Annotated in this window: 8 protein-coding genes; 2 read left to right on the top strand and 6 right to left on the bottom strand. The window is 63.0% G+C overall.

Annotated features, from left to right (window positions below; genetic code table 11):
- Nucleotides 1–39 precede the first annotated feature (39 nt).
- Together treS and glgB are read left to right on the top strand one after the other, a co-directional pair.
- Nucleotides 40–3,363, top strand: a complete 3,324-nt coding sequence (treS, locus tag LIX93_RS28215) for a maltose alpha-D-glucosyltransferase (protein ID WP_226507312.1) — start codon at nt 40–42, stop codon at nt 3,361–3,363.
- Nucleotides 3,360–5,585, top strand: a complete 2,226-nt coding sequence (gene glgB, locus LIX93_RS28210; protein WP_226507311.1) for a 1,4-alpha-glucan branching protein GlgB — start codon at nt 3,360–3,362, stop codon at nt 5,583–5,585. Before treS ends, glgB begins: the two co-directional genes overlap by 4 nt.
- Nucleotides 5,586–5,649: 64 nt before the next feature.
- Here glgB and LIX93_RS28205 read toward each other — a convergent pair whose 3' ends face one another.
- From LIX93_RS28205 to treZ, 6 genes are all read right to left on the bottom strand, one after another.
- Nucleotides 5,650–6,390: an endonuclease/exonuclease/phosphatase family protein gene (locus LIX93_RS28205; RefSeq protein WP_226507349.1), complete on the bottom strand. Its 741-nt coding sequence runs from the start codon at nt 6,388–6,390 to the stop codon at nt 5,650–5,652.
- Between the two features lie 228 nt (nt 6,391–6,618).
- Nucleotides 6,619–8,778, bottom strand: coding sequence for a glycogen debranching protein GlgX (glgX, locus tag LIX93_RS28200; RefSeq protein WP_226507310.1), 2,160 nt, complete (start codon nt 8,776–8,778; stop codon nt 6,619–6,621).
- 296 nt (nt 8,779–9,074) lie between these two features.
- Complete coding sequence (locus LIX93_RS28195; protein WP_226507309.1) at nt 9,075–9,554, bottom strand: DUF2934 domain-containing protein; 480 nt, start codon at nt 9,552–9,554, stop codon at nt 9,075–9,077.
- Nucleotides 9,555–9,568: 14 nt separating this feature from the next.
- Nucleotides 9,569–12,358: a malto-oligosyltrehalose synthase gene (locus LIX93_RS28190; RefSeq protein ID WP_226507308.1), complete on the bottom strand. Its 2,790-nt coding sequence runs from the start codon at nt 12,356–12,358 to the stop codon at nt 9,569–9,571.
- The gene (malQ, locus tag LIX93_RS28185) at nt 12,355–14,433 is read right to left on the bottom strand and encodes a 4-alpha-glucanotransferase (RefSeq protein WP_226507307.1); all 2,079 of its coding nucleotides are present in this window, start codon (nt 14,431–14,433) and stop codon (nt 12,355–12,357) included. Before malQ ends, LIX93_RS28190 begins: the two co-directional genes overlap by 4 nt.
- On the bottom strand, nt 14,430–16,244 hold the full coding sequence (gene treZ, locus LIX93_RS28180; protein WP_275948762.1) for a malto-oligosyltrehalose trehalohydrolase: 1,815 nt from the start codon (nt 16,242–16,244) through the stop codon (nt 14,430–14,432). Before treZ ends, malQ begins: the two co-directional genes overlap by 4 nt.
- Between the last annotated feature and the right edge of the window lie 3 nt (nt 16,245–16,247).

Here is a 16,247-nt window from a genome sequence, read left to right as displayed (position 1 = left end):
CGCCTCATAACAAGAGCTCCTCAACAAGGAATCAGCTGCATGGCCAGAAAACCTAAGGCAGCCAAGTTCATCGAAGACCCGCTCTGGTACAAGGACGCGGTCATTTACCAAGTGCATGTAAAGTCTTTTTTCGACTCCAACAACGACGGCATCGGTGACTTTCCCGGCCTCATCGCCAAGCTCGATTACATCGCCGAGCTGGGGGTCAATACCATCTGGCTGTTGCCGTTCTATCCGTCGCCACGGCGTGACGACGGCTACGATATCGCCGAATACAAGGCCGTGCACCCCGACTACGGCACCATGCACGACGCCAAGCGTTTCATCGCCGAGGCGCACCAGCGTGGCTTGCGCGTGATCACCGAACTGGTCATCAACCACACTTCGGACCAGCACCCCTGGTTCCAGCGTGCGCGCCGTGCCAAGGCCGGATCCAAGGCGCGGGACTTTTACGTGTGGTCCGACAGCGATGCCAAATACGACGGCACGCGGATCATCTTCCTCGACACCGAAAAATCCAACTGGACCTGGGACCCGGTCGCCGGCCAGTACTTCTGGCATCGTTTCTACTCGCACCAGCCGGACCTCAACTTCGACAACCCGCAGGTGATGAAGGCGGTGATCGGCGTGATGCGTTATTGGCTCGACCTGGGCATCGATGGCCTGCGTCTGGACGCCATCCCGTACTTGATCGAGCGCGACGGCACCAACAACGAGAACCTGCCCGAGACCCACGCGGTGCTCAAGCAGATCCGCGCCGAAATTGACGCCAATTACCCCGATCGCATGCTGTTGGCCGAGGCCAACCAATGGCCCGAGGACACCCAGCTGTATTTCGGCGACGCCAAGGGCCCCAATGGCGACGAATGCCATATGGCCTTCCACTTCCCGTTGATGCCGCGCATGTACATGGCCGTGGCCCAGGAAGACCGGTTTCCGATCACCGACATCTTGCGTCAGACCCCGGAGATCCCCGCCAATTGCCAGTGGGCGATCTTCCTGCGCAACCATGACGAGCTGACCCTGGAAATGGTTACCGACAAGGAGCGCGATTACCTGTGGAACTACTACGCCGCCGACAGCCGCGCGCGCATCAACCTCGGTATTCGCCGACGGCTGGCGCCGTTGCTCGAGCGTGACCGGCGTCGCGTCGAACTGCTCAACAGCCTGCTGCTGTCGATGCCTGGCACGCCGACGCTGTATTACGGCGACGAAATCGGCATGGGCGACAACATCTACCTGGGCGACCGCGACGGTGTGCGCACGCCCATGCAGTGGTCGATCGACCGCAACGGTGGTTTTTCGCGCGCCGACCCGGCCAGCCTGGTGCTGCCGCCGATCATGGATTCGCTCTACGGCTACCAGTCGGTCAACGTCGAAACCCAGGCCAGCGATCCACACTCGCTGCTCAACTGGACGCGGCGCATGCTCGCCGTGCGCAAGCAGCAGAAGGCCTTTGGCCGCGGTACGTTGAAGATGCTGTCGCCGAGCAACCGGCGCATCCTAGCCTATCTGCGTGAGTACACCAACGCCGACGGCAAGGTCGAGATCATCCTCTGTGTGGCCAACGTTTCGCGGGCGGCGCAAGCGGCCGAGTTGGATCTGTCGGCCTATGCCGGCATGGTCCCGGTGGAGATGCTTGGCGGTGCGGCGTTCCCGCCGATCGGTCAGCTCAATTTCCTGCTCACTCTGGCCCCTTACGGGTTCTACTGGTTTCTATTGGCCTCGGAGAATCAAATGCCCAGCTGGCACGTTGAACCGGCCCAAAGCCTGCCGGACTTTCTCACTCTGGTGCTGAAAAAGCGCATGGAGGAACTGCTTGAGTCGCCCTCGCGCGAATCGCTGGAAAACACCGCGCTCACCCAGTACCTGCCCAAGCGCCGCTGGTTCGCCGGCAAGGACAGCGCTATCGACAAGGTGAACATCGCCTACGGCGTGCGCTTCGGTACCGCGCAGGCGCCGGTGCTGCTCAGCGAGATCGAAGTCACCAGCGCTGGCGTGGTCAGCCGCTATCAGTTCCCGTTCGGATTGCTTGGCGACGATCAGATCGCCAGCGCGCTCCCTCAGCAACTGGCGCTGTCGCGGGTACGCCGCGGCCGTCAGGTGGGCTTGATCACCGATGCGTTCGCGCTCGAGACCTTCATTCATTCGGTGCTCGCCGCGGTGCAGGCCAATCAGACGCTGCCATGCAGTGAGGGTGAACTGCGTTTCGAACCGACCGCCGAGTTGACCCGGCTCAATTTGGGCAGCGATGCGCAGATTCGCTACCTGTCCGCCGAGCAATCCAATAGCTCGGTAGTGATCGGCGGCGCGATGGTGCTCAAGATGATCCGCAAGGTCAGCGGCGGCATCCACCCCGAGCTGGAAATGGGCGCCTACCTCACCAGCGCCGGCTACCAGAATATTTCGCCGCTGCTGGGCTCCGTCCAGCGCGTCGATGCCCAGGGTCTGCCGCACCTGTTGATGATCGCTCAGGGCTTTTTGGCCAACCAAGGCGACGCGTGGGAGTGGACTCAGAACAATCTGGAGCGTGCGGTGCGCGACGAGATGGCCAGTGTCCGCTCCGAGCAGGATCAACACTACAACGCCCTGGTGGAGCTGGCCGATTTCGCCGCCATGCTCGGCAAGCGCCTGGGCGAAATGCACAAGGTGCTGGCCGCGCCTACCGACAATGCCGATTTTCGTGCCAGCCCGAGCAAAAAGAAGGACGCTCAGGCATGGAGCAAAAGCATCAAGGCGCAGGTCGAACGTGCACTGCAATTGCTCGAACAACATAAAGGCAACCTGGATGACGAAAACCGCACGCTGGTGGCCGACCTGTTGAGCCAGCGCAAATCGCTGCTCAGCCACGTCGATACACTCAGCCAGCAGGCTACCGGTGGCTTGATCATGCGTGTGCACGGCGACTTGCACTTGGGCCAGGTGCTGGTGGTGCAGGGCGACGCCTACCTGATCGACTTCGAAGGCGAACCGGCACGGCCATTGGAAGAACGTCGCGGCAAGTACAGCCCGTTCAAGGACGTCAGCGGTGTGCTGCGTTCGTTTGATTACGCGGCGGCCATGGCGGTGCGCAATGCGCAGAGCGTGGATGCCTCGCCAGAAGCCGCGCAGGCCCGCCAGCGCGTGGCCAAGCGTTACCTGCATGAATCGCGGCACGCGTTCATCGAGGCCTATCGAGCGGCCACGGCCGACTTGGCCCATGCCTGGGAAAACCCCGAAGGCGAGCGTGCGGCACTGGAATTGTTCAGCCTGGAAAAGGCTGCCTATGAAATCGCTTATGAAGCGGAGAATCGTCCGGGCTGGCTGGCCGTGCCTTTGCATGGTCTGTTCGGGCTCTTGAGTACAAGGGGAGAAGAGTCATGAGTGCGCAACAGCAACAGAGCCAGCGCGGTGCCATACCGCCCAAGGCCGATATTGAAGCGCTGATCCGCGCCGATCACCGTGATCCGTTTTCGATCCTTGGCCCCCACAGCGATGGCGGTGACGGGCAATACATTCGTGCCTACCTGCCCAATGCCTTGTCGGTCGAGGTGTTGGCCAAGGATCACGACGAGTCCCTGGTCAAGCTTGAACAGCATTACGACGTACCGGGGCTCTTCACCGGCCACATGCATTCGCGTCAGCCCTATCGGCTCAAGGTGCAATGGGCCGGTGGCGAATACACCAACGCCGATCCTTACAGCTTCGGCGAGCTGCTGGGCGAGATGGACCTGTACCTGTTCGCCGAGGGTAATCACCGTGATCTGAGCGGTGTCTTTGGCGCTCAGGTGATGAATATCGATGGCGTCGACGGCGTGCGTTTCGCCGTGTGGGCGCCGAATGCCAAGCGCGTTTCGGTGGTGGGTGACTTCAACGGCTGGGATGGCCGTCGGCATCCGATGCGCGTGCGCTACCCCTCGGGTGTGTGGGAAATCTTCATTCCTGGCGTGCAGCCGGGCGATGGCTATAAATACGAAATTCTCGGCGCTCACGGCATCTTGCCGCTCAAGGCCGATCCGGTTGCTCTGGCCACTGAGCTGCCGCCCGCCACGGGGTCGCGGGTCGGCAGGCCGCTCGATCACGCCTGGGGTGACCAGGCCTGGCTCGAGGGCCGTGAACAGCGCCACAGCAGCAGTGCGCCGCTGTCGATCTACGAGCTGCACGCGGGCTCGTGGATGGTCGAGACCGACGATGCTGGCGAGGTAGTGCGCAATTACACTTGGCACGAGCTGGCCGACCGCCTTATTCCCTATATCGAGAAGATGGGCTTCACCCATATCGAGCTGATGCCGATCATGGAGCATCCGTTCGGTGGGTCGTGGGGTTATCAATTGCTCGCGCAGTTCGCACCCACCGCCCGTTACGGCACGCCGCAGCAATTCGCCGAATTCGTCGACCGCTGCCACCAGGCCGGTTTCGGCGTGATTCTCGATTGGGTGCCGGCGCACTTTCCCACCGATACCCACGGCCTGGCGCGTTTCGACGGCACCGCGCTGTATGAATACGACAACCCGCTCGAAGGCTTCCACCAGGATTGGGACACCCTGATCTACAACCTGGGGCGCACCGAGGTGCACGGCTTCATGCTGGCGTCGGCGCTGCACTGGATCAAGCATTTCCACATCGACGGCCTGCGCGTCGATGCGGTGGCCTCGATGCTGTACCGCGATTATTCACGCAAGGCTGGCGAGTGGGTGCCCAACCGCTACGGTGGTCGCGAGAACCTCGAGGCCATCGATTTCCTGCGTCACCTCAATGACGTGGTGGCTATCGAGGCACCTGGCGCGCTGGTCATCGCCGAGGAGTCCACTGCATGGCCAGGTGTCAGCCAGTCGACGCAGTCGGGCGGCCTGGGCTTTTCGTACAAGTGGAACATGGGCTGGATGCACGACACCCTGCATTACATCCAGAACGACCCGATCCACCGCAATCACCACCACAACGAACTGAGCTTCGGCCTGATGTATGCGTATTCAGAGCACTTCATCCTGCCGATCTCTCACGACGAAGTGGTGCACGGCAAGCATTCGCTGATCGACAAGATGCCCGGCGACCGCTGGCAGAAATTCGCCAACCTGCGTGCCTACCTGACCTTCATGTGGGCGCATCCGGGCAAAAAGCTGCTGTTCATGGGCTGCGAGTTCGGGCAGTGGCGCGAGTGGAACCACGATCACCAGCTCGACTGGTACCTGACCGAGTATTCCGAGCACAAGGGCGTGCAGACGCTGGTGGCCGACCTCAATCGGCTGTATCGCTCGGAGCCGGCGTTGTACGAACAGGATTGCAAGCCTCAGGGCTTTCAATGGTTGATCGGCGATGATTCAACCAACAGCGTCTACGCCTGGTTGCGCTGGAGCAAGGAGGGGCAGCCGTTACTGGTGGTCGCCAACTTCACCCCCGTACCGCGTGAGGGGTATCGCATCGGCGTGCCATTCGGCGAGCATTGGGATGAGGTGCTTAACAGTGATGCCGAGCTGTATGCCGGGTCCAACTTCGGCAACGGCGGCGGGGTGGACAGTGAGGAGATCGCTGCGCATGGTCAGGATCGTTCGGTGTCCCTGAACCTGCCGCCACTGGGGGTCCTGGTGCTCAAACCGCGAAGCTGATGCTTCTGAATCCTGTGGGGGCGAGCCCGAGCGGCCGCCCCCATATGGGTCATTGGCGCTGTGACTAGAGATGCACTTCCACTGATAGCGGCAGATGGTCGGACAGATGACTCCAGGGCTTGTTGCCAAGGATCACGGGTTCGTGGCTGGTGGCGTTGCGCAGGTAGATGCGGTCCAGGCGCAGCAGCGGGAAGCGGGCCGGGTAGGTCTTGGCCAACAGGCCGTGGTGACGCTCGAACACCTCGTGCAGGCCATCGTGCTTGCACAGCGTGCTGTTGCCGCGTAGCTGCCAGTCGTTGAAGTCGCCAGCAATGATCACTGGTGCATGTTCCGGCAGCGAATCGAGCAATTGGCGCAGCAACATCAGCTGTTTTTGTCGATGGCTTTCCAATAACGACAGGTGCACGCAGATCGCGTGCACTTCGTCGTGCCCCGGCACCTGTAACACGCAGTGCAGCAGGCCGCGGCGCTCGGGGCCGGTAATCGACACGTCGAGGTTGCGGTAGTGCAGGATCGGGTATTTGGACAGCAACGCGTTGCCGTGGTGGCCGTCCGGGTAGACCGCATTGCGGCCGTAGGCGTAATCGCTCCACATGCTGTCGGCGAGGAACTCGTACTGAGACATTTCCGGCCAATTGGAGACTTTTGATGCATGGCGATCGTGGCCGCCCAGAACTTCCTGCAAGAAAACGATATCGGCGCCGGTACTGCGCACGGCTTCGCGCAGCTCCGGAAGGATGAAGCGGCGGTTGAAAGCGGTGAATCCCTTGTGGGTATTGACGGTCAACACCCGTAATCGGTGCACCTCGCGCTCGGGTAGAGCGTCAAGGTCACTGAGGGCACTGCCTGCGGGGTCGGTCGACACGGTTGCTCCTCGGTAAGGTACTGCCTGTCTCTATTGCGACCTGATTATCCATGGCGCAGTTCCGTGTGTCTGTAGCGAGGGGGAGCTCCCGAATGATCGCCTAGGCGAAACATTCGCGCGCAGTGACACATTTTTCGGGGGCAAGCCCCCTTGCTACAGGTGTGAACCCTAATCCTCCTGATCCCGGTGCAACTCGAACAACAGCGTCGAACGGCCGGTGACCATGAACTGACTGCCGAAATCCAGGCGTTCGTGCTCGCGCAGTTCCGGGCGGTTGGTGTCGACCACGCAGTTCCAGTACTCGCCCTCCGGGACCTGCGGCAGGGTGTAATTGACCACATCGTGGTGGGCATTGACGATCACCAGCAAGGTGATGTCTGCGCCGGGCTTGCGGATACCGCTGGCCTGGGCGCGGCCGTCGAGCAGCATGCCCACCGAGCGGCCGTGGCCTTCTTCCCATTGCTCGGTGGTCATCTCGTTGCCATGGGGGTCGAGCCAGGTGACATCCTTGACGCCGATGTCCTCGTTGTAGGTACCCACCAGAAACCGGTTGCGGCGCAGGATCGGGTACTTGAGCCGCAACTTGATGAGCCGGCGCACGAAGCGCAGCAGGTCGGCGCCGTCCTGATCCAGCGCCCAGTTGATCCAGCCGGTTTCGCTGTCCTGGCAGTAGGCATTGTTGTTGCCGTTCTGGGTGCGGGCAAATTCGTCGCCGGCGACGATCATCGGCGTACCTTGAGAGAACAGCAGGGTGGCAAAGAAGTTGCGCATCTGGCGCAGACGCAGATCGATGATGGCGCGATCGCCGGTCGGCCCCTCGACCCCATGGTTCCACGACACGTTGTTATTGGTGCCGTCCTGATTGTTCTCGTCGTTCTCTTCGTTGTGCTTCTCGTTATAGGACACCAGGTCTTTCATCGTGAAGCCGTCGTGGGCGGTGATGAAGTTGACCGAGGTATAGGGGCGCCGGCCACGCTGGTTGAACAGCTCGCCGGAGCCGGTCATTCGCCCGGCGAAGTCGGCCAGTTGCCCGTCGTCGCCTTTCCAGAACGCGCGCACGGTGTCGCGAAAGCGATCGTTCCACTCCGCCCAGCCGGGCGCGAAGCCACCGACCTGGTAGCCGCCAGGCCCGCAGTCCCACGGCTCGGCGATGAGCTTGACCGAACGCAAGACCGGGTCCTGACGGCAGGCCACCAGGAAGCTGTGACGCTCGTCGAAGCCTTCGTGGTAGCGGCCCAGGATGGTCGCCAGGTCGAAGCGAAAGCCGTCCACGTGCATTTCCGTGGCCCAGTAGCGCAGCGAGTCGGTGACCATCTGCAGCACGCACGGGTGGCTCAGGTCGAGGGTGTTGCCGGTGCCGGAGTCGTTGATGTAGAAGCGCTTGTTGTCGGGCTGCAAGCGGTAGTAGGAGGCGTTGTCGATACCGCGCATCGACAGCGTCGGCCCCTGTTCGTTGCCCTCGGCGGTGTGGTTGTAGACCACGTCGAGGATGATCTCCAGCCCGGCATCATGGTAGTGGGCGACCATCTCCTTGAACTCGGCGACCTTGCCGCTGGCCAGGTAGCGCGGGTGCGGTGCGAAGAAAGCGATACTGTTGTAGCCCCAATAGTTGTTGAGGCCTTTTTGCAGCAGGTGCTGATCGTTGACGAAGGCGTGAATGGGCAGCAGCTCCACGGAGGACACGCCGAGCTGGCGGATGTGATCGACCACCTCTGGCACCATCATGCCGGCGAAGGTACCGCGCACCGCCTCCGGAACCGCCGGATGACGCATGCTCAGGCCCTTGGCGTGGGCTTCGTAGATGATGGTCTTGTCCCATGGCACGCTTACCCGCTGGTCGCGGCCCCAGGTGTAGGCAGGGTCGATGACCTTGCTCTTGGGCACGAAGGGCGCGCTGTCGCGATCATCGAAACTGAGGTCGCCATCCGGGTGACCGATGGTGTAGCCGAACAGGGCTTCGGACCATTTCAACTGGCCCACCAGCTGCTTGGCATAAGGATCGATCAGCAACTTGTTGGGGTTGAAGCGATGGCCGTTCTCTGGATCGTACGGCCCGTACACGCGATAGCCGTAGATCAACCCTGGATGGGCGTCGGGCAGGTAGCCGTGGTAGATCTCGTCGGTGTACTCCGGCAATTCGATGCGCTCGATCTCCTCCTCGGTGGCGGGGTCGAACAGACACAGCTCGACCTTCGTAGCATTGGCCGAGAACAGCGCGAAGTTGACACCCAGACCATCCCAGGTGGCGCCCAGGGGGAAGGGCAGGCCTTCACGGATGCGCGAGGGTTCGGCTTGAGAGGTGGGCTGAGGCTTCTTTTGCCGGCTCATGATTGATCCTTAGTGGGGCTGAGTTCGTACCGAATGCGCGAGGTGCAGAACGGCGCTACAGGGAGGCATGGGGCAGTGGCAGGGCGTAGATATTTGTGGGGCCGTGCAAGCGCGCGCCTTGTTTCCACAGGCAGCGGCATGAACAGGGAGCGGCATGAACTGTGGGAGCGCAGCTTGCTGGCGAAGGGGCCAGTGCAGGCAACACAGAGGTGCCGAGCTCGCACGACGGGAGTCCGGGTATCGGGCTGGCCGAACGGGCGGCCAGCCTTGGGGTGAGCGGAGCGTGTGCCAGGCAATCAGCTGGCTGGCGGCTTTTTCGCTGCGCTGGGTTTTTTCGCGGCGGCGGGCTTGGGCGCAGTCGCAGGCTTGGGCGTCGGCGGCTTCGAAGCCTTGACCGCGGTCGGCTTGCTGGCGACCGGCTTGGGCGCGGATTTTGCGGCGGGCTTGGGCGGTGTCTTGTCGGCGGCCGGCTCCGGGGCCGATTTGACCGCTGGCTTGGGTGCCGATTTAGCCGCCGGTTTTGCAGGCTTGCTGGCGACAGGTTTAGGCGGCGCCGCGGGTTTTTCCGCTGCCTTGGGGGCCGCTACCGGCTTGTCGGCCTTGGCTGTCTTGGCCGCGGCAGACTTGCGATTCGAGGGCTTGCTGGGCGCCAGTGCTTCGGCTTCAGCGAGCTTGCGCGCCATCTCCCAGTGACGGTCCTCATGACCGTGGGGTTGACCCTCGGACTCCCAGATCTGATAAGCAAATTCTTTAATACGCTTGTCGTCGACACTCATTTAAACGCTCCTGATCACTGGTCACTTTGTACATAAAGATTGACGGGGAAATCCTTCAACGCAGTGCTCAACCATATAGCTTCCTGTGGTGTGACTGCGTTCTCGGAAAAAAGTCCCTTCAAATTAGGCCGGCAAGAGTGGTTAGGCAGCTTGACATGGGTGTCTCCCCATTTTTGGCTATCAATCAACGGGCTGCCGGCATCCCCCAGCAGGTCGCTGCACAGGCGCGGCACGATCACCACCGCCAACTGCGTCGCCGTGGTGCGGGCGAAGGCCAGCACCTTGCTGGCGTGCTCGCCCACCACTTCGAGTGGTTGGTAATCTCCGTGCAGAAACAACTCGGCATGTGCAACCCTCGTTTGCAAGGTGCGGGCAACCAGTGCCTGCTTGATGCGACCGTCCTGCCAGTGCTCCAACAGCTGTCCCAGAGCGCTGGCATCGTGCAGCGACCGCTCTCGTGCAGCGTAGTCCACCGGACGCCGGTTGTCCGGGTCGACCAGGCTGAAGTCCCAATACTCTGCGCCCTGATACAGATCCGGCACGCCGGGTACGGTCATGCGCAGCAAGCTTTGCGCCAAACTGTTAAGCGCGCCGGCCGGTGCGATCTGGCGGACCAGGGAAGCCAGTGACTGGCGCAACGGCAAGGCGTCTTCGCTGAGCAGCAGCTTCTCCAGAAAGTCTCGGCATTGCTGCTCGTAGGGCTCGTTGGGCGCGCTCCAGCTGCTCAGCAACTTGGCCTCGCGCAGGGCTTTTTGCTGCCACTGCGCGACGCGCTCGAACAACGCCTGCAAGCCGTCGTGATCGTCGGCTTCAAGGCCCAGTGGCCAGGCGCCGATCAAGGCTTGATAGAGCATGGCCTCATCGCCGCCAGTGGGCGCCGGGGCGTCGGCAAACTCGCCGCGCCATGGCTGCGCCAGCGCCATCCAGTGGGTGACATGGGCAGCGTACCAGGCACCGCGTTCACTGAGCACGGCCAGGCGAGTGCGGGTATCTTCGCCGCGCTTGTGGTCGTGGGTGGCGGTGGCCAGCAGGTTGCTCGGGAAGCGTTCGAGCCGCTGCTGGCAGGCGCTGTGGAAATCTTCCACAGGGGCGCTGAATTCTTCGGGATCGAAGCCTACGTCGTTGCGCGACAGCAATACCGCGCTGCGATAGAACGCAGTATCTTCGACAGCCTTGGCGGCTGCGGGCGAGGTCAACTGCTGGAAACGCACGTTGGCATGTTTGAGTGCCTTGCGCGCGCGACCCGGCGGCATGTGCCGCATGGGCTCGCCACCGAACCAGCGCTGCAGGTAGTCGAGCACCGGCCAGTCGCCTTCGTTGAGTTGGGCGCGGGCCTGCTCCACGGCATGCTGGAAAAACCCTTCGTCTTCGGCGGGGCGCCCGCAGGCACTGATATAGGTGCGGTACACCTGAAAGTGCACGATGAGTTCCTGCAGCGCTCGACGGATCGCGCCAAGGGTCAGGTCGCGGCTCATCACGTCGTTGCGCGCGACCTTCAGCAGCGCCTGGGACACGGCCTCGAAGTCACCGGCCAGGGTGCCGTTGAGCACCAGATGACGACCGGCGCGCGCCTCTTCGGCGAAATCACCGGTGCGCCCGCTGACCTTTTCCCAGACCTCGACCAGCGCATCCTTGCCGCGCGGATCATGCTGCAGAAGCGACACCTGGTTCATGAATTCGTAGCCGGTGGTGCCGTCGACCGTCCAGTCGCTGTGCAGTTGCTCGCCCGCGCCGAGTATCTTCTCGACGTAGATCGGGAAGTGTTCGACGGCGGCCTCTGCGGGGCGCTGTGACAGCAAGCCGGCAACCCGACGGCGCAGCTTGCGACTATAGCCGCGCGGGTCGGCCAGGCCGTCGATATGGTCGATGCGCAGGCCGTCCACCAGGCCCTGCGCAACCAGTTCGAAAATCTTGCTGTGGGTGGCTTCGAACACTGCCGCGCGCTCGACCCGCAAGCCGCCCAGTTCGTTGATGTCGAAGAACCGCCGCCAGTTGATATCGTCGGCCGCGGTGCGCCAGCTGGCCAGGCGATAGTGCTGTTTTTCGAGCAGCCGATGCAGGCGCTGGAAGCCTTCTTCGGTAGTCGAGTCGTACTGCTTCAAGGTGCTGGCAATGCTTTCGCCAACCTCGGCAGCGGCGGCTTGGCGCGCCAGTTCCTGACGCAGCACCTTGGCCTGGGCGTAGCCTTGGGGATGTTGCGCCAACGCGGCGAAGCGTGCGCCGAGCTCCGCCAGCTCGCTGTTGCCAGTGGCGATCAACAGCCCGGCGTAATCCGGCGGGCAGATAGGGAAGATGTGCTCGTAATGCTCGACGAAAAAGCTGCCGTGCTCGGCGTCGAAGTGCAACGCCAGAGTGCCGTCGCGCAGCGCCACGCCGTAGTCGCTGCCCAAAAACGGCAGCAGCAGCTGGCCGTCCAGCAGCGGGTCGGGGGAGTGCCACTGGATATCGAAAAACTCCGCGTAAGGGCTGCGTCGGCCCCACTCCAGCAGGTCGAGCCACCACGGGTTGTGCGGGCCGCCGACGGCCATATGGTTGGAGACGATATCGAGGATCAACCCCATGTTCTTTTCGCGCAGGGCCGCGACCAGGCGGCGCAGCGCGGCTTCGCCACCGAGTTCAGGATTGACCGTGGTAGGGTCGACCACATCGTAACCGTGCATCGAACCAGGGCGGGCCTTGAGCAGGGGCGAAGCATAGACGTGGGTAATGCCCAGCTCGGCGAAGTAGGGCACCAGCGGCACCGCGTCGTCGAGGGTGAAGTCCTTGTGAAACTGTAAACGCAGGCTGCCAGTCAGGGGAGTCATCGGTCACGCTCATTGGATTGTTGTCGGGCAGTGGCTAACAGTTCGAGGCGCCGAGCGGCGTCCGTATCGTCCAGCAGCGCCTGCGCAGGGGCACTGAAGCGCCGCCGCCAGTTGGGATGGCTGTCGGTGGTGCCGGGCAGGTTAGGGGCCTCAAGGGTACCCAGGGCATCTTCCAACGGCAGCAGCACCAACGGCGCGCGGGTATGGCCGATAAAACGCACACTGGCGTCGATCAAGAGATCGGATTCTTCACCTTCGCCCTGGAAGTTGACCGGGTCCTGCTCAAGCAGGTGACGCAAGCCGCGGCGCTCATGCTCGCGCGACTCACGCCATTGCTGTTCGGCAGCGGCGTCGATCAGATTCAGGCGGTGGTTCCAGTCGATATCATTGGCTCGCCACCAGCCGTTGAGGGGCGAGAGGTCGTGGGTGCTAGTGGTGGCCAGGGCGTTGTCGGGCCATTCCATCAAGGATTTGAAGTGACCGGTGTGGTGCTGTTCGAACAACAGCACGCGCATGCCGAGGATCTGCCGCGCCGCGAGTTTTTCCCGCAGCCCGTCAGGCACGGTGCCCAGGTCCTCACCGAGGACGATGGCCTGGTGGCGGTGCGATTCCAGCGACAGCAGACGCAGCATGTCGTCGAGCGGGTAGTGCAGGTAGGCGCCATTGGGTGGCGACTCGCCCTGAGGAATCACCCACAGCCGTTGCAGGCCGAGGATATGATCGATACGCAGGCCACCGGCATGGGCGAAATTGGCCCGCAGCATTTCGATAAAGGCACGAAAACCGCTGCGTTGCAGCCCTTCGGGGGAGAACGCGGAGATGCCCCAGCCTTGCCCGGCCCGGTTGAGGATATCGGGCGGCGCGCCCACGGTCAGCGACGAAAGCAATTCGTCCTGGCGGCTCCAGGCCTGGCTGCCGGCACCGTCGGCGCCGACGGCGAGGTCAGCGACCAGGCCGATGCGCATGCCGCTGCTGCGGGCGGCGGTTTGAGCGCGTTCCAGGCTGCGAGCGATCAGCCACTGGCAGAAGGCGTAATAGCCGACCTCTTCTTTATGTTCCTCGGCGAATTCGGCGATTGACGGGCTGCGGGGGTCTTGCCATTGCTCCGGCCACTGGCGCCAGTCCTGAGGTTCGCCTTGGCGCGCGCATTCAGCCTGCAAGGCCTCGAAGCGGCAGTGATTTTCGAGCGCTTCGCCGCCAGCGTGGCGGAAGCTGCTCAGGTCGGCCTGCAGCGGGTGATCGCCCGCGCTGAAACCCTTGTACAGCTCTCGCAGCAGGGTTTGCTTGGCGTCGGCGGCGCTGGGCCAATCGATCAGGGCCAGGGACTCGAGCTCGTCGAGGGTCTTGCCCAGCCCCGTCGCTTCGATGGCGCTGCGCACCGCGCGCTCGCCCAGAATGGTCCCAGGGGCGGCATACAGGCTGTTGAGGAACAGGCGGCTCGATGGCGAATAGGGACTGTAGCGATGGTTGTCGCTGCTGAACATGGCGTGCATGGGGCTGATCGCCAGCGCATCGGCGCCGCGTTCGCCGGCACTGCGCGCTAGCTGCTCGAGCGCCTGGGTATCGCCGAAACCACCGTCACCGGCGCGGCGCAGGGAGTACAGCTGCACCCCCAGCCCCCAGGCCCGCGGGGTTTCGCTGCCCAAGGCATCACCAACGCTGTAGCAGCGGCTGGGGGCCACGGCCAAGGTGAACTGGCGGCCGTCGATGGTCACCAGCTGATAGCCGACCGGGACCATGCCGGGCAGGGCGCCATGCTCGTCCAGGCGAATGTCCAGGGTGGCGCCATCCTCGAGTTCGATCCGGCACTGGCTGTGCGGCGCGAAGTATTTTTGCAAGTCCAGGGCGCTGCCTTGGTCCACCGTCAGCAATGGCGGCAGGTGTTGGGCATCGTGGGCCTTTTCCAGCGCGGCCAGGCTGCGGCGGATGTCGTCTTCGCTATCAGCGGCATGCCCCAGGCCGGCGAGGACTTTGCGCAAGGCCTCGGGGGCTACGGTTTGGTGATTGCCGTTGGCATCGACCCAATGCACGGCAAGGCCGGCGTTGGCGGCCAAGGTGTGGAGTGACTCGCTCATGGTTTGCCTCCTGCTCCTTGCACTACAGCGTCTAAAGGGGGGATGAGGCTGACCAGGGTGGTGTAGGGGGTGAGCTTGCGGTTGTTGTCAGGCTGCAGGCGGCTGTCGAACAGGCGCAGGCTGGCATCCGGCAGTTCTACCTCGAGGGTTTGATCACCGAGGTTGAGGTCGATGCGCAGCTCTGCACCATCGCCCATTTTCCAACGCGCGGTGATGGCCTTGTCAGCCAGCACCTCGGCACCCATCGAGCGAGCGCCGGTCAGCCGCGGGAAGATCTCGCGACGTCGCCAGGTCAGCAGTTCGCGGTACAGCTCGACCCAGTGGCCGTGCTGATGAGCGGGGAAACTGGCGAAATCGGGGCGCGAGTCTTCGAAGGTTTTGGGCGCATTGGGATCGGGGATGGTTTCGCGCTTGTGCGGGTCGGCAAACACGCTGAACGCTTTGAATTCGCTTCGGCGACCCTCGCGCACGGCATCGGCCAGCTCGCCGTGGTGGCTGGTAAAGAACAGGAACGGCTCCTTGGCCGCCCACTCATCGCCCATGAACATCAGCGGAATCATCGGTGACAGCAGCAGCAAGGTGGTCGCCGCGCGCAGCGCCGGCTCGCTGCACAGCTGATTCAGGCGTTCGCCGAAGGCGCGGTTGCCGATCTGGTCGTGGTTCTGCAGGAACAGCACGAAGGAGCCGGGCCACAGATGCCCGCTGGGCTCGCCGCGGGCTTCGCCATGACGGTTGACGTGGCCCTGATAGACGAAGCCTTCGCCCAGGCAACGCGCCAGTTTCTCGGTGGTGTGGTCTTTATAGTCTTCGTAGTAGGCTTCGGTCTCGCCGGTCAGCAGCACGTGCAGGGCGTTATGGCCGTCATCGTTCCACTGAGCGTCGTAGCCCTGTTTGAGCAAGTGCGCCTGGTTGTGCTCGTTTTCCAGATTCAGATAGACGTGGCGGCGCGGCTCCAGCGACTGGCGAATGCGCTTGGCCATGACCTGCAGGAAATCCGGGCTTTCGATGGCATGGACGGCGTCGAAGCGCAGGCCGTCGAAGCGGTATTCGTGAAGCCACATCAACGCGTTGTCGATGAAGTAGTCACGTACCGCCTGCTGGCTGAAGTCGATGGCCGCACCCCAGGGGGTGTGTTTGTCTTCATTGAAGAAGCGCTTGGCGTAGGCGTGCAGATAATTGCCGTCGGGGCCGAAGTGGTTGTAGACCACGTCGAGAATCACCATCAGGCCATGGCTGTGAGCCGTATCGATCAAGTGCTTGAGCTGCGCTGGCGTCCCGTAGGAGGATTGCGGGGCGTAGGGCAGCACGCCGTCGTAGCCCCAGTTGCGGTCGCCGGGGAATTGGGCGATGGGCATCAATTCGATCGCGGTGATCCCCAGAGCGGCAAGGCGCGCCAGGTGCGTTTCGACACCGGCGAAGCCGCCCATGGCGCCTACGTGCAACTCGTAGATGACCGCTTCGTGCCAAGGCCGGCCGTGCCAGCCTGTCTGCTGCCAGGGATAGTGGTCATCCACCACCAGGCTCGGCGAGTGGACATCGCTTTGCTGGGCGCGGGAGGCGGGATCCGGCACCTGCAGGTGGCCGTCGATCTCGTAGCGGTAAGCGGTGCCTGCGGGGCAGGCCAACTGGTGTTGATACCAGCCCTCATCATCGGCGGTCATGGCCAGGGGCGCCTGGCCTTCGATCAGCAGGCTGACCGACTGTGCATCCGGGGCCCACAGCGCAAAGCGCGTAAGCCCCGATTTCAACATTACCGCCCCGTGGGACATCTCTCTTTCAACAGACCAGGTTTCAGTTTCCCGTGACGGCATCGA

This window comes from Pseudomonas sp. MWU16-30317, from assembly GCF_020515695.1.
Taxonomy (GTDB): domain Bacteria; phylum Pseudomonadota; class Gammaproteobacteria; order Pseudomonadales; family Pseudomonadaceae; genus Aquipseudomonas.
Note: the sequence above shows the minus strand (reverse complement) of the source record. Positions and strands in the feature narration are given on the sequence as shown.